Source organism: Prauserella sediminis, from assembly GCF_014195435.1.
Classification (GTDB): Bacteria; Actinomycetota; Actinomycetes; order Mycobacteriales; family Pseudonocardiaceae; genus Prauserella; species Prauserella salsuginis.
Window position 1 is genome coordinate 18007 of the sequence record NZ_JACIBS010000012.1, and the last position, 26514, is coordinate 44520.

The following is a 26514-nucleotide window of genomic DNA, read 5'->3' on the forward strand; positions in this document are numbered from 1 at the left end:
ATCACACCGCCGCGTCGAGCATGCGGGCCCACTGCCGGACGATCTGCGCCCGGCGCGGCGCGTCGTCGGTGAGCAGGTTGGCCAGCCCGAGCCCGCGTGCCAGGTCGAGTGTTGCCTGCACGGCTTCGCGCACGCCGGGCCGGGTTTCGTCGGCGCCCAGCAGCTCCACGGCGACGCGGTGCGCCTCCCTGCCGACGCGGGCCTGCAGCGGCACCAGCACCTCCCGCAGCCCCGCGTCGTGCGAGGCTGCCACCCACAGGTCCAGCGCCGCGCGGAACTTCACGCCCGTGTAGAGGTCGAGCAGCATCTCGGCAACCGCCGGGGTCCGTGCCCGCCCGGGCGGCAGCTCGTCGGCCCGCCGCCGCAGTTCGGTGATCTGCTCCTCCCCCAGCTGCTCGACCGCCGCGACGACGAGCGACTCCCGGGTCGGGAAATGATGCTGTGCCGCACCGCGTGACACGCCCGCCCGTTCGGCGACCTCGAGCATCGTCGTGGCGTGCCAGCCGCGTTCCGCGAGCGATTCCACGGCAGCGCCGATGAGTTTGCGCCGGGTGGTGCGGCCGCGGGCCTGCCGCCTGCGGCCGTCGGCTGCGGTCGTTTCCCCGCCGGCCGTCTCGTCGTCCGGCACCGGCCTGGGCTCGGCGGCCGCGTTCATCGGCATCCGCTCCTCGTCTCCCGCGGAATCTGACCACTACGTGCTCAGTAGGACTTCGGCAGGCCCAGGCTGTGCTGGGCGACGAAGTTCAGCACCATCTCCCTGCTGACCGGTGCGATCCGGCCGACCCGCACGGCACTGAGCAGCGTGCCGAGACCGTACTCGGAGGCAAGCCCGTTGCCGCCGTGGGTCTGAACCGCCTGGTCCACGGTGCGGGTCGCGGCTTCGGCGGCCGCGTACTTGGCCATGTTGGCCGCCTCGCCCGCGCCGTGGTCGTCACCGGCGTCGTACAACGCGGCGGCCTTCTGCCCCATCAGTTTGGCCAGCTCGGTCTCGATCTTGACCTCGGCGAGCGGGTGCGCGATGCCCTGGTGCGACCCGATCGGAGCACCCCACACGCTGCGGTCCTGCGCATACGCCGCGGCCTTGTCGAGGGCGTACCGGGCGATGCCGACCGAGAAGGCCGCACCCATGATGCGCTCCGGGTTGAGCCCGGCGAACAGCTGGGCCAGCGCCGCGTCCTCCGAACCGACGAGGGCGTCGGCGGGCAGCCGCACGTCGTCCAGGAACAGTCCGAACTGCTTGTCGGCCGACACGAGATCCATCGGGATCTCCTTGTACTCGAACCCGGGTGTGTCGGTGGGCACGATGAACAGCGCCGGCTTGAGTTTGCCGGTCCTGGCATCCGTGGTCCTGCCGACGATGAGCACCGCGTCCGCTTCGTCCACACCGGACACGAACACCTTGCGTCCGTTGAGGACCCAGTCTCCCCCGTCCCGGGCGGCGGTGGTCGTGATGCGGTGGGAGTTCGAACCGGCGTCCGGTTCGGTGATCCCGAACGCCATGCGGACACTGCCGTCGGCGAATCCGGGCAGCCACCGCGCGCGCTGGTCGTCGGTGCCGTAGCGGGCGATCACCGTCGCGCAGATCGCCGGTGACACCACCATCAACAGCATCGGCGTGCCCGCGGCGCAGAACTCCTCGCACACCGCGGCGAGGTCGCCGATGCCACCACCTCCGCCGCCGTACTCCTCCGGGACGGACACGCCGAGATAGCCGAGGCCGCCGGCCTCGTCCCACAGTTCGGTCGTCTTCCCGCCACCGCGAGCGCGTTCGATGTAGTAGTCGTGGCCGTACTTCTGTGCCAGCTCCGAGACGGCCTGCCGCAGCGCCTGCCGCTCCTCGGATTCGGTGAAGCCCGTCATGGGTGCCGTCCTTCCTGCGTGTGCCGCGGGCCGTGCGGTGACTCGGCCCGTGTGAGTGCGCCGTGTTGCCCGAGCGTGTTCGGAGCGTGTTGCCCGAGTCGCGTTGCCCGAGTCGCGTTGCTGAAGTCGTGTTGCCCAAGTCGTGTTACCGGAGTCGTGCTTCCGGTCTCGCAGCGGCGGGGGTGTGACCGGGCGTGCTCAGCTCGTGTAGCCGAGCCGTTTGGCCGCCAGTCCGGTGAGCACCTCGGTGGTGCCTCCGCCGATGCCGAGAATGCGGACGTCGCGATAGTGGCGTTCCACTTCGGATTCGCTCATGTAGCCGAGCCCGCCGTGCAGCTGAACCGCTTCGCCCACGACCCATTCCCCGGTTTCGACGGCGGTGTTCTTCGCGAAACACGCCTCGGCGATCACGTCCTCGCCCGCGGCGTGCCGTTTCGCGATCTCGCGGGTGTAGGTGCGTGCCACGTCGACCTTCCGCGCCATGTCGGTGAGTTTGTGCTGCACCAGCTGACGCGACAGCAACGGGCGGCCGAACGTCTCGCGGGTGCGGCACCATTCGGCGGTCACGTCGAGTGCCCGTTGCGCGGTCGCGTAGGCCTGGACCGCCAGTGACAGCCGTTCGCCGACGAACTGCGTCGCGATCTGGAAGAAGCCGCTGTTCTCCGGTCCGATCAGGTTCGCCGCGGGGACGCGCACGTCGTCGTAGAACAGTTCGGCGGTGTCGGAGCAACGCCAGCCCATCTTGTCGAGCTTGCGGCCGACCGTGAGCCCCGGTGTGGGCTTCTCGACGACGATGAGCGAGAGCCCGTGTGCGCCGTCGCCGCCGGTGCGCACGGCGGTGGTGATGAAGTCGGCGCGGCAGCCGGAGGTGATGAACGTCTTGGCGCCGTTGACGACGTAGTGGTCGCCGTCGCGCCGCGCGGTGGTGCGGATCCCGGCCACGTCGGACCCGCCATCGGGTTCGGTGATCGCGAGCGAGCACACCTTGTCGCCGGCGAGCGCCGGCTTGACCCACTTGTCGAGCTGGTCCGGATCGCCGACGGCGGCCATGTGCGGAACGGCGATACCGCAGGTCAGCAGCGATGCGACGAGACCGCCGGAGCCGCCTGCGTCGTGGATCTCCTCGGTCACGACGAGCGCGTCCAGGAAGTTCCCGCCGCCTCCACCCGCTTCTTCCGGCAGCGCGACGCCGAGCAACCCGGCCTTGCCGGCCTTCTGGTGCAGCCACCGTGGCAGCTCTCCCGCGGACTCCCATTCGTCGAGGTGGGGCAGCACCTCACGCTCCATGAACTCGCGCACGGTCGCACGCAGTGCGGTGCGTTCCGGGGTGGCGAGCGGATCCGGCTGGGTCACGGTCACTCCTCGTGTCCGGCGGACGGTTGCTGTCCCGCAGACGGTCGCTGCCGGGTGGGTTGTTGGACCCCGGCGGCAGGTGTCGGTGCCGGGGACGGACCGGCGGTGAACTGGCCCGCCGCACGGCCGTCGCCGGGTGGGCCTGCGAACGCCTGGGCGATCCGGAGCCAGTCCTCCGCACCCGGGGTCGCCCGCAGGTCGGTGTCGTCGCGGTGCCGGCGCTGGGTCACCAGCAGGCAGAAGTCCAGTGCGGTGCCGGTGACGCGGTCGGCGGCCTCATCGGGACCGAAGGTCCAGACGTCGCCGTCGGGTGCGGTCAGTTCGACGCGGAACTCGGTGTCGGGCGGGGTCCGGTCGTGGACGAGGTACGCGAAGTCGCGGGTGCGCACGCCGATGCGGACCACGTGCCACAGCCGCGGCGCGGGGGTGCGCACCACGCCAAGGGCGTCGGCGACGTCCTGCCCGTGCGCCCAGGTCTCCATCATGCGGGCGGTGACCATGGATGCGGCGCTCATCGGCGGGCCGTACCAGGGCAGCTTCTGCCCAGCGGGCACGGCGGTAAGCGCCTCCCGGAGTGCGGTCCGGCCCGCGCGCCAGCGGCGCAGCAGTTCGGGCGGCCCGGTGGTCTCGGCGATCTCGCGGGCGCCCGCGTCCACGTACCCTTCGCCGCCGTCGAGTGCGCGGGTCAGTTCGGCGCCGAACTCGTCCGGCTCGCGCGCGGCGAGCAGCACCTTGTCGTCGGTCCAGGTCAGGTGGGCGATCTGATGGGCGATCGTCCAGCCTTCGGCCGGGGTGGGCCGCTGCCAGTCCGCGTCGGGCAGTCCTGCGACCAGCTCGTCGAGTTCGGCGCTCTCCGCGTCGAGGTCGTCGAGGATCGCCTCGAGGTCCGCCACCCGGGTACCTCCTTGTTCCAGATCCGGCCTGTCGCCGGTTGTCGGGGCACCGGCGGGTCCCTGCGTCGTCATCTCCCGGCAGCCGGGAGGGCCATTCGGGGAACGCGGCAGCACCGTAAGCCGCCGTCGCACACCAAATCAAGCACGCGTGATTGTTTTTACCTTGTTGACACGATGCCAGCAATCCCCGTAGTCAGGTTTCGGCACCTCGCCACCCGCTCACCGCCGCGCTCCCGCGGCACCGGAGCTTCGCCGACGACACCGGGAGAGACCCGTGGGTGACACGACGACCGACTTCACCGAGATCACGTACCGCGTGACCGACCGGATCGCCACGGTCACGCTCAACCGCCCCGAGGCACGCAACGGCTACACGGTCCGGATGGCCGACGAGCTGGCCGCCGCGTTCGACCGCGCCGACCGCGATCCCGAGGTCCGCGTGGTCGTCCTGACCGGCGAGGGCAAAGATTTCTCCGTCGGCGCCGACCTCTCCCAGGGCGGATTCGACTTCGACCCCGACACCGGACCGGACGCGGCCTGGCAGGAACCGGCGGGCCGCTGCTCGAAACGCATCTTCACGATGGACAAGCCGGTGATCGCCGCACTGCACGGCAGCGCTGTCGGCGGCGGGCTCACCATCACGCTGTCGGCCGACTACCGGCTCGCCGCCGCCGACAGCCGCTTCGGGTTCGTCTTCACCCGCCGGGGCATCTACCCCGAGGGCGCCTCCGCGTGGTTCCTGCCGCGGCTCGTGGGCATGGGACGGGCGATGGACTGGATGATCAGCGGCCGCCTCTTCGACGCCGCCGAGGCCGAGCAGGCCGGGCTGGTCCACAGAGTCCACGACCCCGCAGGCCTCCTGGACGCCGCCTACGCTTTGGCGGCCGATCTCGCCGCCAACACCGCGCCGGTGTCGGTCGCCGTGACCCGCCAGTTGCTGTACCGCATGTCGGCGCTCGACTCACCGGCGCCGGTGCACGAGGTCGATTCGAAACTCATCGCGAGCATCGGCACCAACCCGGACGCCGCCGAAGGCGTGCTGTCGTTCCTGCAGAAGCGCCGGCCGCGATTCACCCTCAGCCCCGACAAGGACCTGCCCGACTTCCTCCCCTGGAGCCACTGATGTCCTCACCGCAGCCGCCCCGCCCACTGCCCGCGACCCCGGACACCACGCCGGAACACGGCATGTCGGATCACGCCCTGTCGGAGTACCCGCCCGCCCCGTGGCGCCTCACCGCCGACGCCTACCTGTCATTGTGGACGGTCCCGGTGGCCGACCTGTCGCGCCTGCCCGCCGGGGAACGGCCGGTCACGGTCGGCGGCACGGCGTTCGTGGCCACCGCCTGGTTCGACTATCTGCCGTCGGGGCAGATGTCGTACCACGAGCTGCTCTCCGCCGTCGTCGTCCGCAGCGGTCTCACCCCCACCGCGACGATCACGGAGATCTGGGTCGACAGTCCCGCGTCGAAGGCGGGCGGCCGGAACCTGTGGGCGATCCCGAAGGAGCTCGCCGACCTCGAGTTCGCCCACGGCCGCGGCTTCAATGCCACGGCGGTTGCCGCAGGTGCGGGCGCCCCCGCCGGCGAGGGCGTAGCCGGCGGGGAGGGCGTAGCCGGCGGGGACTGGATCGCCACCGCCGCCTTCTCGCCCCGGCCGGCCCTGCCCGCCCGGGTGCCCGCATCCTTCGCGATCCGCCAGGAATCCGCGGGCGGCCCGCTGACCAGCGCCGTGCGGTCGTCGGCGAAGCCGGGCGCGGCCACGGCGGCCTGGAACATCAACCCACACGGCCCGCTCGGCTATCTCGCCGGCCGCACCCCGATGTTCAGCGCACACCTGTCCGGCGCACGGATCCGGTTCGGCGGCTGAACTCGCGCGGGGACATGCCGTGCCATCGCGCGAACGCGTGGAGGAAGCTCGACGGTTCGCTGTAGCCCAACCTGTTGGAGATCTGCTCGACCGTCAGCGTGCCGTCGGTGAGCAGTTCCTCCGCCCGCCGGCGCCGCACCCCGTCGACCAGGTCGCGATAGCTCACGCCCTCGGCAGCAAGCCTGCGGCGCAGGGTGCGCTCGGTCAGCGACAGCCTGGCCGCGATCGCCGTCATCCCCGCGCCGGGCCCCACCTCGGCGAGCGCCCTTCGGACCCGGGTGGCCACGTCGGTGTCCCGCCGCCGCGCGTCGAGCAGTTCCCGGCACTGCCGCTCACACCACGCCAGGGTGTGGACGCTGGCCTGCGGCATCGGCTGGTCCAGCACCTCGCGGGGAAAGGTGATCCGGGTGCTGTCACCGAACTCCGGAACCACACCGAGAGCCTCGCGGTACGGCCGCATGTCGGCGGGTTCGGGCACACGCAGCGACACGACCGCCGGGCGGAGGTCGGCTGCCGCCTGCTCGCGCACGAGGGTCACGATCGCGGCGATGTCGCGTGCCACCAGGAAACCGCGCACGTCGGCCGGCACCTCGTCGTCCTGGCATCGAAGTTCGGCGAGCCGGCCGGCGATGCGCAGTTCCGGCAGGCAGAAGACGTACGTCAGCTCGATGTACCGCAGGGCCAGCTCGACCGCCTCGCGCACGGTTTCGCAGCTGGTCACCGCGTAGCCCCAGATGCCGTACGACGTCGCGTGATACCGCGTGCCCGCCCGGAGTCCGAGTACACCGGGATCGCGGTCGGCCTGTCGCCGCACCAGATTGCGCACCACGGTCAGTTCCTGCTCGGCGGTCACACACGCCCGTGGATCGCGCAGGGCAGCCGGGTCGAGACCTGTTCCGGCCAGCACGTCGTCGACCGACTGGCCGAGTTCCTCCGCGAACCCTGCCAGCAGCGCCGTGCTCGCCACCCCGCGAGGAAAATCCCATTCGGCCACGTGTCCGAAAATATCAACTGTCCGGAAATGTCAACAGTGTGTCCGTCGATGAGATGGGGCGACCGGCGGTCCGATCCCTAGGCTGCCGCCATGATCACTCGCAGCACCGCGCTGATCGTCGGAGCCGGCTTCGGTGGCATCGCCATGGCCGTCGAGCTGCAGCGCCGCGGCATCGACGACGTCGTCGTCCTGGAGAAAGCCGCCGACCTCGGCGGCGTGTGGCGGGAGAACACGTACCCGGGAGCCGGCTGCGACGTGCCCTCCCCGCTGTACTCGTTCTCGTTCACCGGGGCCACGCGATGGCCTCGGCGCTACGCCGGGCAGCCCGACATCCTCGCGTATCTGCGGCGGGTCGCCCGCGAGTACGGCGTCACCGGCCGCATCCGGTTCGGCCGCGAGGTCGCCTCGGCCGAGTTCGACGAGACCACGGCCCGCTGGCTGGTTCGCACCACCGGCGGCGAGGAGTACGAGACCACGGCATTCATTCCCGCCGTCGGCCAGCTCTCCCGGCCCGCCTACCCGGACATCCCCGGCAGGGACACGTTCCGCGGCACGGCGTTCCACTCGGCCGAGTGGAACCACGACTGCGACCTCGCCGGCAAGCGGGTCGCCGTGATCGGCACCGGTGCGAGCGCAATCCAGTTCGTGCCGCAGATCCGTCCGCGGGCCGGGCACCTGACCGTGTTCCAGCGTTCGGCCCAGTACATCCTGCCCAAGCGCGACCATGCCTACGACCGCTGGTATCACGCACCGCTACGGACCGTTCCTGCGCTGCAGAAACTCGACCGGCTCGGCTTCTGGCTCTACGCCGAGTTCGCACAGGCCTGCCTCTCGCGGTGGCAGGCGTTCACCCCGGTGTTCAGCAGGCAGGCCGCCAAGCACCTGCGGGCACAGGTCGCCGACCCGCGGTTGCGCGAGCAGCTCACGCCGGACTATGCGCTCGGCTGCAAACGCGTGCTGTTCAGCAACGACTACCTGCCGGCGCTGACGTCTCCCGCGGTGGACCTCGTGACCGACGACATCACCGAGATCACGCCCGAGGGCGTGCGCACGGCCGACGGCACGCTGCACGAGGCCGACGTCATCATCTACGGCACCGGCTTCGCAGCCCAGGATCTGCTCGCCCCGATGACGATCAACGGCCTCGGTGGCCGCGAGCTCGCCGAAACCTGGCGCGACGGCGCCCGCGCCCACCTCGGCATCACGGTGCCGGGCTTTCCCAACATGTTCCTCATGTACGGGCCGAACACGAATCTCGGCGGCAGCTCGATCGTCTACATGCTGGAGAGTCAAGCGCGCTACATCCGCGACGCCGTCGCGATGCTCCGCAGCCGCCCCGGCCGGTATCTCGACGTGCGCCCCGAGGTCGAGCACGCCTGGGACGAGTCGGTGCAGCGCAGGCTCGCGCGTTCGGTGTGGACCCGCTGCCGGAGCTGGTACCGGGCCGCAGGCGGCCGCGTGGTGTCGAACTGGCCGGGGCGAACCCGGGAGTACCGCACCCGCACCCGGCGGGTGCACCTCGCCGACTTCCGCGTCGGATCCGCCTCACCCCACCCGAGCTGGCCGGCCCGGACCGGCGCGGCCGACTGACGGTGCCGCAAGGGATCCCCGAAGTGCACCCTGGGGGAATTCGTGACCGGAGGACGCCCAGCACCAGCGCATCCCGGGCCGTTCCCTGCGACCGGGCGAACGCCCTTGTCGTTGTGCCAACAGGTGCGGCACGGTGGATGGAGGGTCTCGACGAGGAGATGGTGCCGTCATGGTCGTCACACCAGTCAACGCCGCCCGCGGTGCGACCGCAGCCGCGATCGACCGGGTCAGCACCGTGCTGCGGGAGCGCATGCCGCCGCTCACGGCATGGCCGCTGCCGAGCGCGGTCGACGACCGGCTGCTCGAGCAGCGCTGGCCTGCGCGGGAGCTCGCGAGCCCACCCGAGGGCAGCGGGCTCTCCCCCGTGTTCGGCGACGCGGGCCCGCCGTTGGTGGGAAACACGCTCACGCAGATGCGCTTCGGCGTCGAGTTCGGCCTCCGCCGGTTCGAGCGTTACGGCCCGGTGTCGTGGACCGGCGCGTTCGGCAGGCGGATCGTCACCCTCACCGGCGCCGATGCGACCCAGGCCGCCCTGGTGAACCGCGACAAGGCCTTCTCGCAGGAGGGCTGGCGGTTCTTCATCGACAAGTTCTTCCATCGCGGACTCATGCTGCTCGACTTCGACGAGCACCGGATACACCGCCGGATCATGCAGGAGGCCTTCACCCGCGACCGGCTCGCCGGCTACGTCTCGAGCATGGGGCCAACGCTGCGGGAGGGCATCGCCGCCTTCCCGTCGTCGCCGCGGCTGTACTGGGCGCTCAAACAGCTGACCCTCGACGTCGCGACCCGCGTGTTCATGGACATGCGCAGCGACGAGGAGGCACGCGAGATCAACCGGGCCTTCGTTGCCTGTGTGCGTGCCGGCACGGCCCTGGTTCGCGTGCCGGTGCCCGGCGGGCGCTGGCGCGCCGGACTCGAAGGACGCAAGCGGCTCGAGCGGTACTTCGCCGACAACCTGCCCGCGAAACGCGCAGGCGACGGCGACGACCTGTTCTCCGCGCTGTGCCACGCCACGACGCCGGACGGCGAGCGGTTCACCGACACCGACGTCATCAACCACATGGTGTTCCTGATGATGGCCGCGCACGACACCACGACGATCACGTCCACGGCCGCGGCCTACTACCTCGCGAAGAACCCGGAGTGGCAGGAACGCGTCCGCGCCGAGTCCCGCGCACTCGGGGACGATCCTCCGGACATGGCCGCACTCGATTCGCTGACGTCGCTGGAACTGGTCATCAAGGAGGCGCTCCGGCTCGTCGCACCGGTGCCGAGCCTGTCGCGCACGGCGGTCAAGGACACCGAGGTGCTCGGGCACTTCATCCCGAAGGGCTCACTCGTCGGCGTCGCCCCTGCGGTGAACCATTTCGACCCGACGTGCTGGACCGAGCCGCACCGGTTCGATCCCGAACGGTTCGCCGCCGGCCGTCGCGAGGACAAGTCGCACCGATTCGCGTGGATGCCCTTCGGCGGCGGCGCGCACAAGTGCATCGGACTGCACTTCGGCATGTTCGAGACGAAGGCGCTGTTGCACGAGCTCGTCCGCTCGTACCGGATCACCGTGCCGAGCGACTACGAGGTCCGGTGGGATTACGTCTCGCTTCCGGTACCCGTCGATGGGCTTCCGGTGCACCTCCAGCCGGTCTAACTACGGAGAGTGACGCACACTGCCTGTAGAACCACCCGTACAGTCGGTAGACACAGCGTGGCTGGCATGATGATGTTGCATGCCTGACGGCCGACTCGACCGCCGATGCACACTCTGCGGTGCGCCATATTTCGTTCTGTGGTGCGCCATAGTTGGACAGCTCCGCAGGAGTTGGGTTGGACAGCTCCGCAGGTTGGCATACGGGCGAGCCGGCCTTCGACATGTCGAGGCCGTGCCCCAGCTCTGTCGGGGCAGCTGAATCGCACGGCTGTGCCAGCTGTGTTCTGGAGAGGCGCACGTTGAGAGAGGTGCACGGTGCCCGAGCCTGGTGACGCACCAGGGTTGTCCCACATCACCCGCCGCTGGGCTGCCGAGATCGCCGCCGCGGCCGGGTCGAGCGTGCCCTCGGCCGAGCTCGAACGCGCCGTCGCCGCCGCGGTCCGTGAAGGGGCCGATGCGGGCACGACCCAGTGCCGCACCCGACACGACTCCGCCGTGGAGCGCTTCGCCGCGCTCTACGCGGCCACGCCGTGCGGCGTGGTTCTCGCCGACCCCGACGGACTGATCCTGGACGCGAACCCGGCGATGCTCGAGCTGCTCGACACCACGCTCGACGAGCTCGTCGGCCGGACTCTCACCGGCCTCGGCACGGAGGAACGCGACGCGGCCGCACTCCGCACCGCGCTCACCGACCTCGCCGAGGACGGCCGCGCCCGCAAGCGCGAGCAGGTACACCTCGGCTCGGCCGAGGAGAGTTCCGCGCTCACCAACGTGACCGTCACGGCACTGCCGAGCAGCGAGGGCGACCGGCTGCACCCGGTCCTGCTCGCCGAGAACATCAACGAGCTGCAGCTGCTGCGCGAGGCGCTGCGGCGGCAGAACACCCACGACCAGCTGACCGGCCTGCCCAACTCGCGCAGCTACCACACGACGCTCGAAACCTGGCTCGGCTCACCGGAATCCGGCCGGATCGCCGTCGTGTACCTCGACATCGACGGCTTCAAGGTCGTCAACGACGGACTCGGCCCCGGCTCGGCGGACGAGGTGCTGCGCTATGCCGCGGGCAAACTCGAGACGGTGTTCCGGGGTCCCGACACCGTCGTCGCCCGGCTCTCCGGCGACGGGTTCGGCGTGCTGCACCGCGGCCGGGTCACGGCCGCGGCGGTGATCGAACTGGTGGAAGCGGCGATGGCCGAACTCGCCGAACCGGTCTACATCGGCGACCGGGGCGTCGCCGTGAGCGTCAGCGCAGGCATCGTCGTCCAGGACGCCGGCACCGGAACGACCGAGGAGATCCAGCGCGCCGCCGAGATCACGCTGCACCGTGCCAAGGAGGCCGGGCGCGCCCAGTGGATGCTGTTCGAGCCCGAGCTGGATTCCGGCGACCGCAAGCGCTACAGCATTGGTGCGGGCATCGGCGGCGGCATGGAGAACGGCGAGTTCGAAGTCGAGTACCAGCCCACGGTGAAACTGGACGGCAGCGACGAGATCGCCGTCGTCAACGCCGTGCTGCGGTGGAACCATCCGGAGCACGGCACGCTCACCGCTGCCGAGTTCTTCCCGCTCGCCGACACCACCGGCATGACGCCGAGTCTCGGTACGCTGCTGCTCACCGAAGCGATGTCGGACGCCGCGGAGTGGTACCGCGACTTCCCCACCGCGCCCGACCTGTGCGTGCGGCTGCCGACGCGGTTGGCCGTCGACCCGAATCTCGTCCGCATCATCCGCGACGAGTTCGAGCGCACCGGCCTGCCGCACCAGAAGCTGCGCATCTGCACCGACAGCCTCGCGCTCTTCGACCCGCGCGGCGAGGTACTGGACACGTTGTCCGTCCTGTCGGATCTCGACGTGAAGATCACCCTCGCCGTGTCCGGCGCCTCAGACCTCGAACTGGTCCACACCCACAAGCTGCCCGTCGGATTCGCCATCCTGTCCGGCCCGCTCGTCGACGGTCTCGCCACCGAGGGCACCGAGGCCGACAACGCGCGGGCACACCTGTACGCGCTGCTCGAACGGGCGCGCGAGCTCGGCATCAAGCGGGTCGGTGCGGACGGTGTCCGCGACGCCGCGCACGCCCAGCGACTCCGGGACGTCGGCATCTTCGCGGGCCGTGGGGACCACTACGGCGGTTCCGCCACGGGCACCGAGATCGCCGCCGTACTCGACCAGCGATACTCGCCGGCATGAACACCGACGAGTTCGCCCCGGACTTCACCCTGCCAGACCAGAGCGGCTCACCGCGGTCGCTCACCGGATTCCTCGACACCGGACCGGTCGTGCTCTTCTTCTACCCCGCCGCGATGACGCCCGGCTGCACGGCCGAGACCTGCCACTTCCGTGACCACGCGGCGGAGTTCGCCGAGATCGGCGCGCATCGGGTCGGCATCAGCCCCGACCCGGTGGACAAGCAGCGGAAGTTCGACACGACCTACGACGTGGGTTTTCCCCTGTTGTCCGACGCAGACGGCACCGTCGCGCGGCAGTTCGGGGTGCGACGAGCGTTCGGCCCACTGGCCACCAAACGGCACACGTTCGTCATCGGCACCGACCGGAGGGTGCTCGCGGTCATCAAGAGCGAACTGCGCATGGCGGTCCACGCGGAGCGCGCTCTCGAGGTCCTGCGCAGCGCGGCCTGACCGCCGCCGGAAGGCGTGGTCGAGACCCCGGTGGCTGGTGCCGTCCGCGGCGAGCCACCGGGGACGCCTCATTCGACGATCGCGTTCTCCGGCACGGGGTCGTCGTTGCGCAACGCGTCGAGCAACGCCGTCGAACGCGCCTCGTCCCACTGTTCCGCCGACGCCGACGAGGTGGGCATCGTCGTGCTGACCACGCCGCCGTCGGAGATGCCGCGCATGGCCCAGGCCAGGGCGACCAGGTGGTGCAGGTGGTCCTCGTCGTCCATCGTCAGCGCATCCGGCGCCTCGGCCAGCAGCGGCACGACGGCGAACGGATTCAGCAACGTGCCCGGACTGGCCATCTGGCTGACCATCTCGCCGATGAACCGGCGCTGGTTGACCACCCGGTCCAGGTCCGAGCGCGGGGTCGCCGCGCTGTAGCGCATCCGGACGAAGCCGAGGGCCTGTGCACCGTCGAGTTCCTGCGTGCCGGCCGGGATGGTGATCCCGGTCTTCGGGTCGTGCATCTCCTCCGCGATGTCCATCTCGACACCGCCCATCGCGTCGACCATGCCGGCGAAGCCGCCGAATCCGATCTCGGCGTAGTGATCGATCCGCAGGTCGGTGGCCTGCTCGACCGTCTTCGCCAGCAACGGTGCGCCGCCGATCGCGAACGCCGAGTTGATCTTCCCCGAACCGTGGCCGGGGATCTCCACGACCGAGTCGCGCGGCAGGCTCAACAGGGTCGGCTTGGTGTCGTTGTCCGGCAGGTGCGCGATCATCATCGTGTCGGTGCGGTTACCTCCCGCATCACCGGTGACCAGCGAATCCTTCTGATCCTGGTCGAGCCCCTCCCGGGAATCCGACCCGACGATCAGCCAGTTGGTGCCCGCACCGGCGGCCGGACGCCCTTCGTAGTCCTGGATCGCATCGATACGGTTGATCGAGAACTCCAGGTACAGCCACACGCCTGCCAGCAACAGCACGATCACCATCGCCAGCGATCCGGCGATCTTGCCGAACGACCACCGGCGGTTGCGGCGACCTTCCGGTCGGCGCTGCGGATCGACCGGCCGCTCCGGCGGCGGTTCCTCCGGCGGCGCGACCCGCGTGTGCTGCTGCGGCGGTGCGTGCCGGGCCTGGTCACTGCCCGGCAGCGGCATCATCTGCGCTCGCTGGTGGTCACGCGGCCCGCGCGGACCGGGACGGCCACCGGGCGGTCCGCCACCCGGACGGCCGCCACCACCAGGGCCACCGGGGCCGGGCGGACCGGCTGGGCCACGCGGCGGTCGCCGGTGTCCGTGCGGCGGCCGACCCTCCGGCCATCCCCCGCCGTACTGCCCGCCCTGCGTCATGGCCGTCTCCCGGTCCGTCTCGGTACTGCTCGGTCTCGCGCCGAAGGCGCCCGGGGTCCACTAAACCGCACGCCCACTGTCGAAGACGCGCGTGTCCCCGCTTCGGTTGCGCGGACCGCCCGCACACCCGCGTCCGCGAACGGCCCGACCGCAGGTCACAGTACGTCACAGCGTGATCGACAAGCATGTGGGAGCAGGCTCACACGTCGTGTCGTCGAGATCGACCATCCGCGGCTCGGAGGGCAACTCCAGGCCACGCGCCGTCGCGTCGAGCACCAGCCGCTGCCACACGCCCGGCCTGCGCAGCATCGCGTGCCGCTCGCCGGCGAGGCCCACCCACACGGCGCGCTCGGCGACGGCCGCGGCACGCTCGGCGTAGGCGCGCGACGCCGCCGGGCTCGTGCGCTCGTCCTCCGTACCGTGCGCGATGAGCAGCCTGCGACCACGCAGCGCCGCCACCGGATCGCCGTCGGGCGTCCACGGTGCGAGCGCACACACCGAGCGCACCGCGTCGTCGTCGGCCACGCGGAGCGCGACCCTGCCACCCATGGAGTGCCCGATCAGGGCCACCGGGACACCGGGCCGTTCGTCGCGGATGCGTGCCAAGGCGCGGCGCGCGTCGACCACCGGATCCTGGGAGGTCCCGTTCCAGCCCCTGACCCGGTTACGGAGCAGGTAGACGTCGACACCCTGCCGTCCGTACGCCGCCGCCAACGCACGCGCGAACGGCACCATCCGCAGGTAAGCCGTACGCCACGGCCGCACCGGTTCGGTGCCGTACTCGGCCCCGCCGTGCAGCACGAGCGCCACACCCCGGACCGCGCCGCGGCCGCGGCGCACCGTCAGCGACGGCTCTGGTGCGCCATCCGCATCACCGGTCGCGCCACCGGCGCCATCGCCCGCGACGGTCACGCCACGACCGCCTCGTCGCCCGCGGGCTCGCCGGTCGGCGTGCCGCCGTCCGGTCCGTCGGCCGGCTCACCGGCGCCGTCCCGGAACTGGGTGCGGTACAGCTGCGCGTACCGGCCGTCGGCGGCCAGCAGTTCGTCGTGGGTCCCCTGCTCGACGACACGGCCCTCGGCGACGACGCAGATGCGGTCGGCCGCCCGGATCGTGGAGAGCCGGTGAGCGATCACGAGCGAGGTCCGCCCGGCGAGGGCCTCGGCGAGCGCCTCCGACACCGCCACCTCGGATTCGGAGTCCAGGTGGGCTGTCGCCTCGTCGAGCACGACCACGCGCGGCTGCGCCAGCAGCAGCCGTGCGATCGTCAGCCGCTGCCGTTCGCCGCCGGAGAGGCGGTAGCCGCGCTCGCCGACCACCGTGTCGAGTCCGTCCGGGAGCGATCGCACCAGCTCGGTCAGCCGCGCCCGGTCGAGCGCGTGCCAGATGTCGGCGTCGGCGACTCCCGGACTGACGTACGCCAGGTTGGCGCGAATCGTGTCGTGGAACAGGTGCCCGTCCTGGGTGACCACGCCGACGGCCGATTTCATGGTGTCGAATCCGAGGTCACGCACGTCGACGTCGGACAGGCGGACCGCGCCCGCGTCGACGTCGTAGAGCCGCGGTACGAGGCTCGCGATGGTCGACTTGCCCGCGCCGGACGGCCCGACGAGCGCCACCATCTCGCCTGCCTCGGCGCGGAAGCTCACGCCGTGCAGCACTTCCTCGCCGCCGCGGTGGTCCAGGGCGGCCACGTCCTCGAGCGAGGCCAGCGAGTACGAGTGCGGGGACGGGTAGGCGAACCGCACGGCGTCGAACTCGACCGACACGGCGCCGTCGGGCAGTTCCCGCGGCCGCTCCTTCTCGGTGATCATCGGGTCGAGGTCCAGCACCTCGAAGATGCGCTCGAACGACACGAGCGCGGTCATGACGTCGACGCGCACGTTGGCCAGCGCCGTCAGCGGCGTGTACAGCCGGGTCAGCAGCAGCGCGAGCGACACGACCGTGCCCGCAGCCAACTGTCCGTCGAGCGCGAGCCAGCCGCCAAGGCCGTAGACGAGCGCGAGCGCCAGCGCAGAGACGAGCGTGAGCGTCGTCATGAACCAGCGGGTGAGCATCGCCGTGCGCACCCCGAGGTCCCGCACCTTCCCCGCGCGTTCGGCGAACTCGCTCGCCTCGTCGCGCGGCCTGCCGAACAGCTTCACCAGCGTCGCCCCTGGTGCCGAGAACCGCTCGGTCATCTGCGTCGTCATCGATGCGTTCTGTTCCGCCGACTCGCGCTGCAGGTCCGCCATCCGCCGCGCGATGCGGCGTGCGGGGATCACGAAGATCGGCAGCAGCACGAGCGCCAGCAACGTCACCTGCCATGACAGCGTGACCATCACCGCCACCGACAGCACCAGCTGGATCACGTTCGTCACCAGTCCGGACAACGTCGCGGTGAACGTGCGCTGGGCGCCGATGACGTCGTTGTTGAGCCTGCTGACCAGGGCGCCGGTGCGCGTGCGGGTGAAGAACGCGATCGGCATACGCTGCACGTGCTCGAACACGGCACGGCGCAGGTCGAAGATCAGGCCCTCCCCGATGTGCGCCGACTGCCAGCGTTCGGCGAGGCCGACGGCCGCGTCGGCGACCGCCAGCCCCGCGATGGCGAGTGCCAACCAGACGACGGCGCTCACGGCGCCCCCACCGACGATCTGGTCGACCACCCGCCCGGCCAGCAGCGGCGTCGACACCGCGATCACCGCGGCGACGACCGTCAGGGCGAGGAAGACCGCCAGCCGTCGCCAGTGCGGCCGGGCGAACGCCGCGACCCGTCGTACCGTGCCCGAATGCAGACCCTTCGGGGCGTCCGCAGCGCGCATCGCGCCGCTCATGAGTGACCAGCTGCCGTCCATCCCGCGTCTCCGTCCGCCCTTCGCAGTCACACCAACCCTCGACATTAGTCGAGCTATGGTCGGCATATGTCCTGCACAACACCGCCGGGAACATGATCCTTCCCGATTCTCGACACGGATTCCCGGCTGCCTCCCGGACGCTGTGACCTCATCGCCTAACCTGACAAGTCATGGGCAGCCGCCTCGTCGGAGACTGGATACGCGTGAGCTGGGACGAGGGGCCGTCCGGTCGCCCCCTGCGGTTCGACCTCGTGCTCTACGCCCTGTGCAGCGGCTACGCCCTCGCTCTCGCCCTCACGGACAAGCACTACGGGTTCCGGGTGTGGGCCGGGTTCGCGGTCGCCGCATACGGGATGGCCCTCGCCCACACGCTGTGGTTGCGACTGTCCCCTCGTGCGGTGGGCCGGCGCGCGTCCCGCTGGACCGGCGTCGGCATCATCGGCGCCGTCGGCATGCTCGCCCCGCTCGGCACACTCCTCGCCCAGCGGCTGACCGGCGGCGACTGGAATCCCGATCCGAACCGGTGGTCCGCCCAGCCCGAGGTGTGGGTGATCGAACGCTCCGCCGACCTGCTCACCACGACGGGGACCCCGTACGTCGACGTCACCGCACTCGGCCGCGCGCCCGTCGTCGACGACTACACGCCGTACGGCCCGGTGATGCCGCTGTTCGGCCTGCCGCGGGCGTGGTTCGGCGGCAGCCCGGCCGGTGATCTGCTCACCGATGCCCGCCTACTGTTCGCAGCCACCGCCGTGGTGTGCGCCTGGGGAGCGTGGCGACTCCTCGGTCGTCCGCGCATCCCCGTCCGCGCCGCACAGCTCGCCGCGGTGTTCCCGCTGACAGCGCTGACGTGGGCCACGGCGGGCCCGGACCTGGCGATCGCGGGCATGCTGATCCTGGGGACGACCCTCGCCGCGGTCGACCGGCCACTGTGGGCCGCACTGGTACTGGCGCTGGTGACCAGTGCGAAACTGATCGTGCTCCCGGCCGCCGTGGTCGTGGCCGCGCTCGTTTGCGCACGCCTCGGCGCGGGCGCGCTCGCCCGGTTCTGCGGCGTGTTCGCGGGCACCTGCGCCGCCGTGCACCTGCCGGCCCTGCTCGTCGACCCGCACGCGATGGCCGAGCACGTGCTCAGGTTCCCGGCAGGGCTCGGCGCGGTCTCGTCACCGGCGGCGAGCCCGCTGCCGGGTCATCTCATCGCCGCAACGGGCGCGGCGGGCAAGGTGATCGCGTTCGTCCTGCTCGGGCTCGCGGCCGTCGCGATCACCTGCTGGCTACTCGTTCGTCCGCCGACCGACGGCGCGGACGCCATGCTCCGCATCGCCGTCGGCCTGGGCGCGTTCACCCTGCTCACACCGGCGACGAGATTCGGGTACCTCGTGTATCCGGCCGTGCTGCTCGGCGCGATGCTGTGCCTGCGTGTCCACGACGACACCCGCCGACATCCGGCCGACACCTCCGCGCAGGACCACGACCGAGGCGAGGGCGACGAGGCGCGGAGGTCTGCTGCACCTACTTCGTCGTGACGCTCTTCGTCGTGACGCTCCTACTGCTGCTCGGCGCTACTTCTTCTTGACACGCGTGGCGCCGCCACGACCCCGAAGCTGCACACCGGACTCGGACAGCACGCGGTGCACGAATCCGTAGGACCTGCCGGTCGATTCGGCCAGGGAACGGATGCTCGCGCCCTTCTCGTACTTCTTCTTCAGGTCGGCGGCGAGCTTGTCACGCGTGTTCCCGGTGATACGCGCGCCCTTCTTGAGGTCAACCACGTCGATCCACCTTCCGCCTGTTCGTGTTCTGGGCCACATTCGGCCCCCGTGGTCGCAATGATCGAACACCAACGGCCGGAATGCCAGACGAGAACGGCAAAACTCGGCAGAAGCGCGGAAATGTTGCGCCGATCCGGTATTTGTGCACGTCAACTAACGATCGGCGAGCTTTCTTGGCCACCCGTCAACGACGGTGCGTAGACCCCGAAAACAAGCGGAAAACGCCGCCGTACGGCAATTGCCGTCAGGCCAACTGGACCAGTTCCAGATAATCGGCCGACCAATGATCTTCCGTGCCGTCCGGCAGCAGGATCACCCGTTCCGGTTCCAGCGCCTCGACCGCGCCCGGGTCGTGGGTCACGAGCACGACGGCACCCGTGTAACTGCGCAACGCGTCGAGCACCTGTTCACGGCTCGCCGGGTCGAGGTTGTTCGTCGGCTCGTCGAGGAGCAACACGTTCGCGGCGCTGGACACGAGCCCGGCGAGCGCGAGCCGCGTCTTCTCTCCGCCGGACAGCGTCCCGGCGGGCTGGTCGAGCTGTTCCCCGGAGAACAGGAACGACCCGAGCAGCGTGCGCAGCTCCTGCGCGCCCGTGTCGGGGGCGAGATGGCGGATGTTGTCCCACACCGACGAGTCGTGGTCGAGCGTCTCGTGCTCCTGGGCGTAGTAGCCGATCCGCATGCCGTGACCGGGAATCATCGATCCGGTGTCGGGCTTCTCCATCCCGCCGAGCAGGCGCAGCAGGGTCGTCTTGCCCGCACCGTTGAGGCCGAGCACGACCACCTTCGAGCCCCGGTCGATCGCGAGGTCGACCCCGGTGAAGATCTCCAGCGACCCGTAGGACTTCGATAGGCCCTCCGCGGTGAGCGGTGTCTTGCCGCAGGACGCCGGCGCCGGGAACTTGATCTTCGCGACCTTGTCGGACTGTCGTTCCTCGTCGAGGTTCGACAGCATCTCATCGGCGCGGCGCGCCATGTTCTTCGCGGCCACGGCCTTGGTGGCCTTCGCACCGAGCTTGGCTGCCTGCTGCTGCAGCGCGCTCGCCTTCTTCTCGGCGTTGGCGCGTTCGCGGCGGCGGCGCTTCTCGTCGGTCGCGCGCGCCTCCTGGTAACGCTTCCAGTTCATGTTGTAGGCGTCGAGCTCGCCCCGCGTCGCGTCGAGGAACCACACCTTGTTGACGACCTCGTCGAGCAGGTCGACGTCGTGGCTGATCACCACGAGCCCGCCCTCGTGGGCCTTGAGGAACCCGCGCAGCCAGCTGATCGAGTCGGCGTCGAGGTGGTTGGTCGGCTCGTCGAGCAGCAGCATCGTGCCGGACTTCCCGCCCGCGCCGGATTCGGAGGCGGCGAACAGGATCCGCGCGAGCTCCACGCGCCTGCGCTGGCCACCCGACAGCGTCTGCAACGGCTGGTCGAGGATCCGCTCCTCCAGGCCCAGGTTGGCGCAGATGCGGGCGGCCTCGCTCTCGGCGGCGTACCCGCCCAGTGACGAGAACCGTTCCTCGAGCCTGCCGTACTTGCGTACGGCCTTGTCCCGCTCGCCGTCGTCGACGAGTTCGGCCATCGCCGTCTGAGCCTTCTCCATGTCGCGCAGGATCCTGTCGAGCCCACGGGCCGACAGCACGCGGTTCTTGGCCAGGACGGACAGGTCGCCCTCCCGCGGGTCCTGCGGCAGGTAGCCCACCTCGCCGCCGACGGTGACGTCGCCCGCGTACGGTTCGCCTTCGCCGGCGAGGACTTTCAGCGTGGTGGTCTTGCCCGCACCGTTGCGGCCCACGAGGCCGATGCGGTCGCCCGGCTGGATCCGCAGGGTCGTGTCGTCGAGCAGGATGCGCGAACCCGCGCGCAGTTGCAGGCCGGTAGCCGTGATCACAGGAAACTCCGTGGCGTTGATTCGGAAGGTGGAGACGTCCGTGAATGCCGCTGCGCGTGCGGCGCGCACACGGGGCGCGGGCGCACGGGCACGGCGCGAGGGCTACTCCAGCAGAACGACCACGGACCCGAGTGTACGGGGCACGCACAACGGGGTTTCGGCCCCGGTGACCGCGGTCACCGCAGGACCACCTCGACGGCCCGCGCCCGCCGAGCCGCCTCCTCCAGCACGGCCCTGCGGGGCTCGGCCACGTCGAGCACGCGGGACGAGGCGAGCGTGAACACCGGCTGGAGGCGTGGATCGCCGCGCAGCTCGTCGAGCGCCCCGCGGTCGCCGCCGAGCACCACACCGTCCAGTTCGGACGCGGCCGGAGCGAGGACGTCGGCCGCGTCGTCGGCCGCCGCCCGCAGCGCCTGCCGGGCCTGGCCGTCCCTGCGCCGGGCGAAACGCTGCTGGGACCAACCGCCGGCAGCGCTGCGGCCGTGCACGAGGTGCCGGTCGGTGCGGGAGACGACCACGTCCGGCCCCTCCGCGATCCCGACGCTGTGCGCGCCGAGCCGAACCAGCAACAGGCCGATCCGCCGCGGGGCGCACACGTGCTCGACGAGAGCGGCCACGGCGAGACCTTCGCCGACGCGGTAGTCGGCGTCCAGCGGCGGGAACGGCACGTCGACCGTCGCCGTGGTGCCGTCACCCGCGGTCACGACGACCCTCGTCGGTGTCACGGCCGTCGACGCGGCACCACCGTTGCGGGCCGCGAACCGGTCGAACCAGCCGGCGAGACGCTCGGGTTCCACCTCGACGGCCTTCCCGCCACCGCTGACCTGCCGCACCCGTGCCATGACCGCCACCGTATGCGGCCGTCCCCCGCAGCGCGTGCGGAGGCGTTGTGCGTGGAGGTGTTGTGTGTGGGCGGGGATTCCGGCGCTTCGGCGTCACAGGACGAAGGAGTCCGACCACGGCTGGCCGCCGCGGCCGGTGATGGCGTCGAGCATGGTCGCCGCCTGCGCGTCCGTCAGCGACGCGACGAAGTCGACCACCGCGCGGCCACGCGCCAGCCCGCGCACGGCGTCGGCGCCCTCGACCCGCTCCCCCGCAGCGCCGACCAACAGCTCCGGATCCTCACGCACCAACCGGCCGTACTCCGCACTCGCCAGCGCCACCAGGTCGTGCAGCTTGCGGGGCAACCTGCCCGCCTCGTCGCGGTCGCCGAGCCAGCTGTCGAGCGCGTCCACAAGGGACGTCAGCAGGGCCGCCTGCCCGCGCTGGTGCAGCGCGAAATCCGGCCGCTGCAACACGAACTGCCGATGCACGAACTTCAGCACCTGCACCTCGTGCCACTGCGGCTGCCGCAGCGTCACGTGCCCGCTGCGGGTCGTCGGCGACGGCGTCACGACCACCCCGTCGGCCAGCCGCGCCGTCCAACTCGCCGAGAACGTCGCCATCGCCTGTTCCGCCTCGACCGAGCCGTCGAACGGACTCGCCAGCAGGCCGTCGACCAGCTGGTGCTGAACCCGCGCGACCGCGGCGGCGAACACCGCGTCGTCGGCGATCCACGCGTCCTTGGCGTGCATCCTCCTGCGCAACGTCTCCAGCGACCGGCCGGGACGGCCGTGCACCTCACGCAGCGTCTCGTCCGACAGCGCGGCGAACGCGCCCGGCTCCGCGAGCCACCGCCCCAGCTCCGTGGCGACCGAGGCGTGCTGCAACACCCCGATCCGGTGGAAGTCCTGCAGATCATGGATGGCGTAGGCGATGTCGTCGGCGAGGTCCATGACCGACGCCTCGACGGTCTGCTGCCACGGTTCGACCAGCCCGGTGAACGGCGCGCGAGCCTGGTCGACGTCGTCGAGTTCGGTGACGTACGCCGAGAACTTCGCCGATCCGGTGCCCGGCTCCTCACCCTCGGCGGCACCCCGCGGCGGCTCGTCCATCGTCGCCGGATGCGGTTCGGGACGGTGGAGCCGGAACCACGGGTACTTCAGCAGCGCGGCGCGGGTGGCCGCCGTCAGGTTCAGCCCCTCGGGCGTCGGACCGCCCACCTCCGTGGTCGTCACGATCCGGAAGGTCTGCGCATTGCCCTCGAAACCGTCGGACAAGCCGTACCGACGCCGCGCGATGCGGTCCAGCACCTGCTCACCGAGGTGCCCGAACGGCGGATGCCCGAGGTCGTGGCCGAGCGCGGCCGCCTCCGCCACGTCCGGGTCGCACCCGCCGAGCTTGCCGACGACGGTGGCAGCCTCGGACTCGGACCCGAGACGTTCCGCGATCGCCCGCGCCACCTGCGCGACCTTGAGGCTGTGCGTGAGCCGGTTGTGCAACAGCCCCGCCCCACCGGTGCTGACGACCTGGGTGACGCCGGACAACCGGGCGAAGTACGGCGAGCCTGCGATGCGGTCCCGGTCGATGCGGAACGGACTGCTCACCAGGTCCGCGAAGCCTCCGGCCTCCGCTTCGGCGTTCCGTCGTGTCGTGCGCGCGGCGTCTGCAGCTCCCATGCGCGACACACTATGTGACGGCCGGTGACCGGTGGGCCGGTCCGCCCACATCGGTCGATACCCCGGCTACCGCATCCAGCACACGGGGAGCGGTGACCCATAACTCGTTGCGAACATCGGCCCACGTCACAGGCTTGCGACTGACTGATGTGCCAGTCAGCCCCTTGCGATCACCGCAAGCAATTACTACGGTCCAGCGACATGGCCGACACGGATGGACTGCGTGACCGCGTCCGGGGACTGATCCCCGCGAAACCCGGCGCGCAGCGGGAGTTCGCCACGGCGATCGGGCTCGACGAAACGAAACTGTCCAAATCGCTGAAGGGAACCCGCAGGTTCTCGCCCCACGAACTCGTCCGGGTCGCCGAACACTCCGGTGTCACCGTCAACTGGCTGCTGAACGGCAGCGACGACGCGGTGACCGTCACCGCGGTGCCCGCCCGGTCGGCGAGCTCCACACAGGACGGTCCGCAACCGGAGACCCGCAGGAGAATCCTGGAAACCGCGTGGGAACTGATCGCCGAGCGTGGCTACCACCACGTGCGCATCGCCGACATCGCCAAGGCGTGCGGCCAGAGCACGGCGAGCATCCACTACCACTTCCCCACCAAGAAGGCCGTGCTCACCGAAGCGTTGCGGCGCAACGTCAAGCTCGCGTTCGACCGGCAGGTCGCCGAGCTCCACACGATCGACAACGCCCGCGACCGGTTGCTGCGGCTCGTCGAGCTGCAGCTGCCCACCGACGGGCTGCTCCACGACGAGTGGTCGGTCTGGCTGCAGGTGTGGAACGAGTCCGCGCTCAATCCCGAGATGCGCGAACTCTACTGGGACTCCTACGACCGGTGGTTCCACACGATCGCCATGACCATCCGACGTGGACAGGAGCAGGGCGTCTTCGCCGAGCGGGACCCCGACGCGATCACCACCCAGCTGAGCGCGCTCGTCGACGGGCTCGGCATCCAGGTGCTCACCGGCAAACCGGGCAGTTCGGTCGACGCCATGCGTGAACACCTGAAGGACTTCATCGACCGCACCATCGCAGGAAAGGGACTGTGAAACCCTCCATGCAGGACAGAGTCATCGTCACCGCCGCACTGACCGGCGCCGGCGACACCGTGGGCAAGAGCGAGCACGTTCCGGTCTCACCGGAACAGATCGCCGCCGACGCCGTCGCCGCCGCGAACGCGGGCGCCGCCGTCGTCCACATCCACGTACGCAACGTCGACACCGGCCAGGGCTCCCGTGATGTCGCCCTCTACCGCGACGTGGTCGGCCGTATCCGGGAGTCCGGTGTGGACGTCGTCGTGAACCTGACCGCGGGTATGGGCGGCGACCTGTTCCTCGATCAGGACGACCCGCTCAAGCCCGTCGACGGCACCGACCTGGTCAACGCCACCGACCGGCTGCCGCACGTCGAGGAGCTGCTACCCGACATCTGCACCCAGGATTGCGGCTCGCTGAACTTCGGCGAGGGCAGCCAGCTCTACGTCTCCACCCCGGACATGCTGCGCACCGGCTTGAAGCGAATTCAGGAGCTCGGTGTGAAACCCGAGCTCGAGATCTTCGACACCGGTCAGCTGTGGCTGGCCACGAAGCTGATCGAGGAAGGTCTGATCGACGCGCCGCCGCTGTTCCAGCTGTGCATGGGCATCCCGTACGGCGCCCCGGCGAACCCCGAGCTGCTGCAGACGATGGTCAACATGCTGCCCGAGGACGCCCAGTGGGCCTCGTTCGCGATCGGCCGCAACCAGCTGCCGTGGGTGGCCCAGTCGGCGCTGCTCGGCGGTCACGTGCGCGTCGGGCTCGAGGACAACCTCTACCTCGCCAAGGGCGTCAAGGCCACCAACGCCCAGCTGGTCGAGCGCGCGGTGAGCATCGTCGAGGGGCTCGGCGGCACCATCGCCACACCGGACGAGGCGCGCGCCCAGCTGAACCTGAAGGGAGCGGGCCGTGGCTGACACCTCCACCGACATCACCACCGTCGCCTGTGTCGGCGCCGGCGTCATCGGCGGCGGCTGGGCCGCCCACTTCCTCGCCCGCGGCTACCGGGTACGCGCCTGGGACCCCGCGCCCGACGCCGAGGCGAAACTGCGTCGCATCGTCGACGGCGCCTGGCCCGCGCTGACCGAACTCGGCCTCGCCGACGGCGCCTCCCGCGACAACCTGACCGTGCTGCCGACGCTGGCCGAGGCCGTCGACGGTGCCGGCTTCGTGCAGGAGAGCGCGCCCGAGGACCTCGACCTCAAGCGCACGCTGCTGGCCGACATCGACGCCGTCACACCGTCGGACGTGGTCATCGCATCGTCCACATCGGGCTTTCCGATGACCGACATGGCCACGACCGCCGCGAATCCCGCACGGCTCGTCGTCGGCCACCCGTTCAACCCGCCGTACCTCATCCCGCTCGTCGAGGTCGTCGGCGGCGAGAAGTCCGAGCGCTGGGCCGTCGAGCAGGCGAGCGCCTTCTACCGGCACGTCGGCAAGTCCGTCATCACCATGGACCGCGAACTGCCGGGCTTCATCGCCAACCGCCTGCAGGAGGCGCTCTGGCGGGAGGCGCTGCACATGGTGGCCGAGGGCGAGGCGACCGTCGAACAGATCGACACCGCCATCACCGACGGTCCCGGCCTGCGCTGGCCGGTACACGGTCCGTGCCTGACGTTCCACCTCGCCGGCGGTGAGGGCGGCATGGCCCACATGCTGGACCACTTCGGACCGTCACTCGAGGCGCCCTGGACGCGATTGACCGCGCCCGACCTCACGAAGCAGCTGCGCGACGACATGGTCGCCGGCTGCGAGTCCGAGGCCGACGGCCGGAGCATCGCCGAGCTCGTCGCCGAGCGGGACCGCGCCGTCATCGCCGTGCAGCGCGCCGTCGCCGAATCCCGAGGACGCGCCGATGGCTGACGTCCTCGAATACCACGACCGGGTCCGCGACGACTGGATCGACTACAACGGTCATCTCAGCGAGCCGTTCTACGTCATGGTGTTCGGCTTCGCCACGACCAGCCTGATGGACCACGTCGGTCTCGACGAGGCGTACCGCACCGCGACCGGGTGCTCGCTCTACACCGTCGAGGCGCACGTGCGGTACCTGCGTGAGGTCGGCCCCGGCGCCGACCTCCACGTCACCACGTTCGTGACCTCGGTGGCGGCCAAGAAGGCCGTGCTGTGCCACGAGCTGCGCGTCGGCGGCGAGCTCGTGGCGACCGAGGAGTTGACGGCGATCCACGTCGCCGAAGAGGGGGCCGCGCCGTTCCCGGATCACGTGGCGGACAAGCTCCGCCGCCTGCTCCAGCCGGCGCCGGAGTACGCGGGGAGAGCGATTCGCTGTTGACCCGCCCCTGTCCCCGACAG

Annotated in this window: 23 protein-coding genes; 11 read left to right on the plus strand and 12 right to left on the minus strand. The window is 70.7% G+C overall.

Going from position 1 to position 26514, the window contains the following annotated elements:
• Position 1: 1 nt before the first annotated feature.
• From FB384_RS25155 to FB384_RS25170, 4 genes are all read right to left on the minus strand, one after another.
• Positions 2 to 655: a TetR/AcrR family transcriptional regulator gene (locus tag FB384_RS25155; RefSeq protein WP_183787335.1), complete on the minus strand. Its 654-nt coding sequence runs from the start codon at positions 653 to 655 to the stop codon at positions 2 to 4.
• Positions 656 to 699: 44 nt separating this feature from the next.
• Positions 700 to 1860, minus strand: coding sequence for an acyl-CoA dehydrogenase family protein (locus tag FB384_RS25160; protein WP_183787336.1), 1161 nt, complete (start codon positions 1858 to 1860; stop codon positions 700 to 702).
• A 198-nt stretch (positions 1861 to 2058) separates the two neighbouring features.
• Positions 2059 to 3213, minus strand: a complete 1155-nt coding sequence (locus FB384_RS25165) for an acyl-CoA dehydrogenase family protein (RefSeq protein WP_372497785.1) — start codon at positions 3211 to 3213, stop codon at positions 2059 to 2061.
• Positions 3214 to 3215: 2 nt separating this feature from the next.
• Positions 3216 to 4106, minus strand: a complete 891-nt coding sequence (locus tag FB384_RS25170) for a TIGR03084 family metal-binding protein (protein ID WP_183787338.1) — start codon at positions 4104 to 4106, stop codon at positions 3216 to 3218.
• 274 nt (positions 4107 to 4380) lie between these two features.
• Between FB384_RS25170 and FB384_RS25175 the strand changes: the two genes are divergently transcribed.
• Together FB384_RS25175 and FB384_RS25180 are read left to right on the plus strand one after the other, a co-directional pair.
• The gene (locus FB384_RS25175) at positions 4381 to 5229 is read left to right on the plus strand and encodes an enoyl-CoA hydratase-related protein (protein ID WP_183787339.1); all 849 of its coding nucleotides are present in this window, start codon (positions 4381 to 4383) and stop codon (positions 5227 to 5229) included.
• Positions 5229 to 5972, plus strand: a complete 744-nt coding sequence (locus FB384_RS25180) for an acetoacetate decarboxylase family protein (protein WP_323985432.1) — start codon at positions 5229 to 5231, stop codon at positions 5970 to 5972. Before FB384_RS25175 ends, FB384_RS25180 begins: the two co-directional genes overlap by 1 nt.
• Here the strand turns inward: FB384_RS25180 and FB384_RS25185 are convergent.
• Positions 5929 to 6966 carry an AraC family transcriptional regulator gene (locus FB384_RS25185; protein WP_183787340.1) on the minus strand — a complete coding sequence of 346 codons (1038 nt, stop codon included), beginning with the start codon at positions 6964 to 6966 and terminating at the stop codon, positions 5929 to 5931. The genes FB384_RS25180 and FB384_RS25185 overlap by 44 nt on opposite strands.
• A gap of 90 nt (positions 6967 to 7056) precedes the next feature.
• Between FB384_RS25185 and FB384_RS25190 the strand changes: the two genes are divergently transcribed.
• The 4 genes from FB384_RS25190 to FB384_RS25205 all read left to right on the plus strand — a co-directional run bounded on the left by FB384_RS25190 (position 7057) and on the right by FB384_RS25205 (position 12843).
• Positions 7057 to 8556: a flavin-containing monooxygenase gene (locus tag FB384_RS25190; protein WP_183787341.1), complete on the plus strand. Its 1500-nt coding sequence runs from the start codon at positions 7057 to 7059 to the stop codon at positions 8554 to 8556.
• 250 nt (positions 8557 to 8806) lie between these two features.
• Positions 8807 to 10207: a cytochrome P450 gene (locus FB384_RS25195; RefSeq protein ID WP_407676114.1), complete on the plus strand. Its 1401-nt coding sequence runs from the start codon at positions 8807 to 8809 to the stop codon at positions 10205 to 10207.
• Positions 10208 to 10522: 315 nt separating this feature from the next.
• Positions 10523 to 12394, plus strand: coding sequence for a diguanylate cyclase domain-containing protein (locus tag FB384_RS25200; RefSeq protein ID WP_183787343.1), 1872 nt, complete (start codon positions 10523 to 10525; stop codon positions 12392 to 12394).
• Positions 12391 to 12843 (plus strand): peroxiredoxin, encoded by a 453-nt coding sequence (locus FB384_RS25205; protein ID WP_183787344.1) that lies wholly within the window; start codon positions 12391 to 12393, stop codon positions 12841 to 12843. The genes FB384_RS25200 and FB384_RS25205 overlap by 4 nt, the downstream gene beginning before the upstream one ends.
• A gap of 68 nt (positions 12844 to 12911) precedes the next feature.
• Here the strand turns inward: FB384_RS25205 and FB384_RS25210 are convergent, their stop codons facing one another.
• The 3 genes from FB384_RS25210 to FB384_RS25220 form a co-directional block, all read right to left on the minus strand.
• Positions 12912 to 13988: an LCP family protein gene (locus FB384_RS25210; RefSeq protein WP_183787345.1), complete on the minus strand. Its 1077-nt coding sequence runs from the start codon at positions 13986 to 13988 to the stop codon at positions 12912 to 12914.
• 354 nt (positions 13989 to 14342) lie between these two features.
• Positions 14343 to 15089: an alpha/beta hydrolase gene (locus FB384_RS25215; RefSeq protein ID WP_372497787.1), complete on the minus strand. Its 747-nt coding sequence runs from the start codon at positions 15087 to 15089 to the stop codon at positions 14343 to 14345.
• Positions 15086 to 17014 carry an ABC transporter ATP-binding protein gene (locus FB384_RS25220; RefSeq protein ID WP_183787346.1) on the minus strand — a complete coding sequence of 643 codons (1929 nt, stop codon included), beginning with the start codon at positions 17012 to 17014 and terminating at the stop codon, positions 15086 to 15088. The genes FB384_RS25215 and FB384_RS25220 overlap by 4 nt, the downstream gene beginning before the upstream one ends.
• 170 nt (positions 17015 to 17184) lie before the next feature.
• Here FB384_RS25220 and FB384_RS25225 point away from each other — a divergent pair, with 170 nt between their 5' ends.
• A complete protein-coding gene (locus FB384_RS25225; RefSeq protein ID WP_183787347.1) occupies positions 17185 to 18540 on the plus strand; it encodes a glycosyltransferase 87 family protein in 1356 nt (451 codons plus the stop codon).
• Positions 18541 to 18576: 36 nt separating this feature from the next.
• Here the strand turns inward: FB384_RS25225 and FB384_RS25230 are convergent, their stop codons facing one another.
• From FB384_RS25230 to FB384_RS25245, 4 genes are all read right to left on the minus strand, one after another.
• On the minus strand, positions 18577 to 18786 hold the full coding sequence (locus FB384_RS25230; RefSeq protein ID WP_030530550.1) for a helix-turn-helix domain-containing protein: 210 nt from the start codon (positions 18784 to 18786) through the stop codon (positions 18577 to 18579).
• Between the two features lie 244 nt (positions 18787 to 19030).
• Positions 19031 to 20659, minus strand: coding sequence for an ABC-F family ATP-binding cassette domain-containing protein (locus FB384_RS25235; protein WP_183787348.1), 1629 nt, complete (start codon positions 20657 to 20659; stop codon positions 19031 to 19033).
• A 176-nt stretch (positions 20660 to 20835) separates the two neighbouring features.
• Positions 20836 to 21501, minus strand: coding sequence for an acVLRF1 family peptidyl-tRNA hydrolase (locus FB384_RS25240; RefSeq protein ID WP_183787349.1), 666 nt, complete (start codon positions 21499 to 21501; stop codon positions 20836 to 20838).
• Positions 21502 to 21594: 93 nt separating this feature from the next.
• Complete coding sequence (locus FB384_RS25245; protein ID WP_183787350.1) at positions 21595 to 23157, minus strand: deoxyguanosinetriphosphate triphosphohydrolase family protein; 1563 nt, start codon at positions 23155 to 23157, stop codon at positions 21595 to 21597.
• Between the two features lie 201 nt (positions 23158 to 23358).
• On the opposite strand from FB384_RS25245, the gene FB384_RS25250 reads away from it, so the two are divergent.
• Genes FB384_RS25250 through FB384_RS25265 form a run of 4 tightly spaced genes read left to right on the plus strand, consistent with a single transcriptional unit; the run spans position 23359 to position 26494 of the window.
• A complete protein-coding gene (locus tag FB384_RS25250; protein ID WP_183787351.1) occupies positions 23359 to 24213 on the plus strand; it encodes a TetR/AcrR family transcriptional regulator in 855 nt (284 codons plus the stop codon).
• An 8-nt stretch (positions 24214 to 24221) separates the two neighbouring features.
• Complete coding sequence (locus tag FB384_RS25255) at positions 24222 to 25115, plus strand: BKACE family enzyme (protein ID WP_183787352.1); 894 nt, start codon at positions 24222 to 24224, stop codon at positions 25113 to 25115.
• Positions 25108 to 26064: a 3-hydroxyacyl-CoA dehydrogenase NAD-binding domain-containing protein gene (locus tag FB384_RS25260; RefSeq protein WP_183787353.1), complete on the plus strand. Its 957-nt coding sequence runs from the start codon at positions 25108 to 25110 to the stop codon at positions 26062 to 26064. The genes FB384_RS25255 and FB384_RS25260 overlap by 8 nt, the downstream gene beginning before the upstream one ends.
• Positions 26057 to 26494 carry a thioesterase family protein gene (locus FB384_RS25265; protein WP_183787354.1) on the plus strand — a complete coding sequence of 146 codons (438 nt, stop codon included), beginning with the start codon at positions 26057 to 26059 and terminating at the stop codon, positions 26492 to 26494. The genes FB384_RS25260 and FB384_RS25265 overlap by 8 nt, the downstream gene beginning before the upstream one ends.
• Positions 26495 to 26514 lie beyond the last annotated feature (20 nt).

Bases quoted from the DNA above. Each gene is read 5' to 3' on its own strand.
- FB384_RS25155 (WP_183787335.1), bottom strand. From the start codon at position 655: ATGAACGCGGCCGCCGAGCCCAGGCCGGTGCCGGACGACGAGACGGCC.
- FB384_RS25160 (WP_183787336.1), bottom strand. From the start codon at position 1,860: ATGACGGGCTTCACCGAATCCGAGGAGCGGCAGGCGCTGCGGCAGGCC.
- FB384_RS25180 (WP_323985432.1), top strand. From the start codon at position 5,229: ATGTCCTCACCGCAGCCGCCCCGCCCACTGCCCGCGACCCCGGACACC.
- FB384_RS25190 (WP_183787341.1), top strand. From the start codon at position 7,057: ATGATCACTCGCAGCACCGCGCTGATCGTCGGAGCCGGCTTCGGTGGC.
- FB384_RS25195 (WP_407676114.1), top strand. From the start codon at position 8,807: ATGCCGCCGCTCACGGCATGGCCGCTGCCGAGCGCGGTCGACGACCGG.
- FB384_RS25205 (WP_183787344.1), top strand. From the start codon at position 12,391: ATGAACACCGACGAGTTCGCCCCGGACTTCACCCTGCCAGACCAGAGC.
- FB384_RS25210 (WP_183787345.1), bottom strand. From the start codon at position 13,988: ATGATGCCGCTGCCGGGCAGTGACCAGGCCCGGCACGCACCGCCGCAG.
- FB384_RS25220 (WP_183787346.1), bottom strand. From the start codon at position 17,014: ATGGACGGCAGCTGGTCACTCATGAGCGGCGCGATGCGCGCTGCGGAC.
- FB384_RS25225 (WP_183787347.1), top strand. From the start codon at position 17,185: ATGGGCAGCCGCCTCGTCGGAGACTGGATACGCGTGAGCTGGGACGAG.
- FB384_RS25240 (WP_183787349.1), bottom strand. From the start codon at position 21,501: ATGGCACGGGTGCGGCAGGTCAGCGGTGGCGGGAAGGCCGTCGAGGTG.
- FB384_RS25245 (WP_183787350.1), bottom strand. From the start codon at position 23,157: ATGGGAGCTGCAGACGCCGCGCGCACGACACGACGGAACGCCGAAGCG.
- FB384_RS25250 (WP_183787351.1), top strand. From the start codon at position 23,359: ATGGCCGACACGGATGGACTGCGTGACCGCGTCCGGGGACTGATCCCC.
- FB384_RS25255 (WP_183787352.1), top strand. From the start codon at position 24,222: ATGCAGGACAGAGTCATCGTCACCGCCGCACTGACCGGCGCCGGCGAC.
- FB384_RS25265 (WP_183787354.1), top strand. From the start codon at position 26,057: ATGGCTGACGTCCTCGAATACCACGACCGGGTCCGCGACGACTGGATC.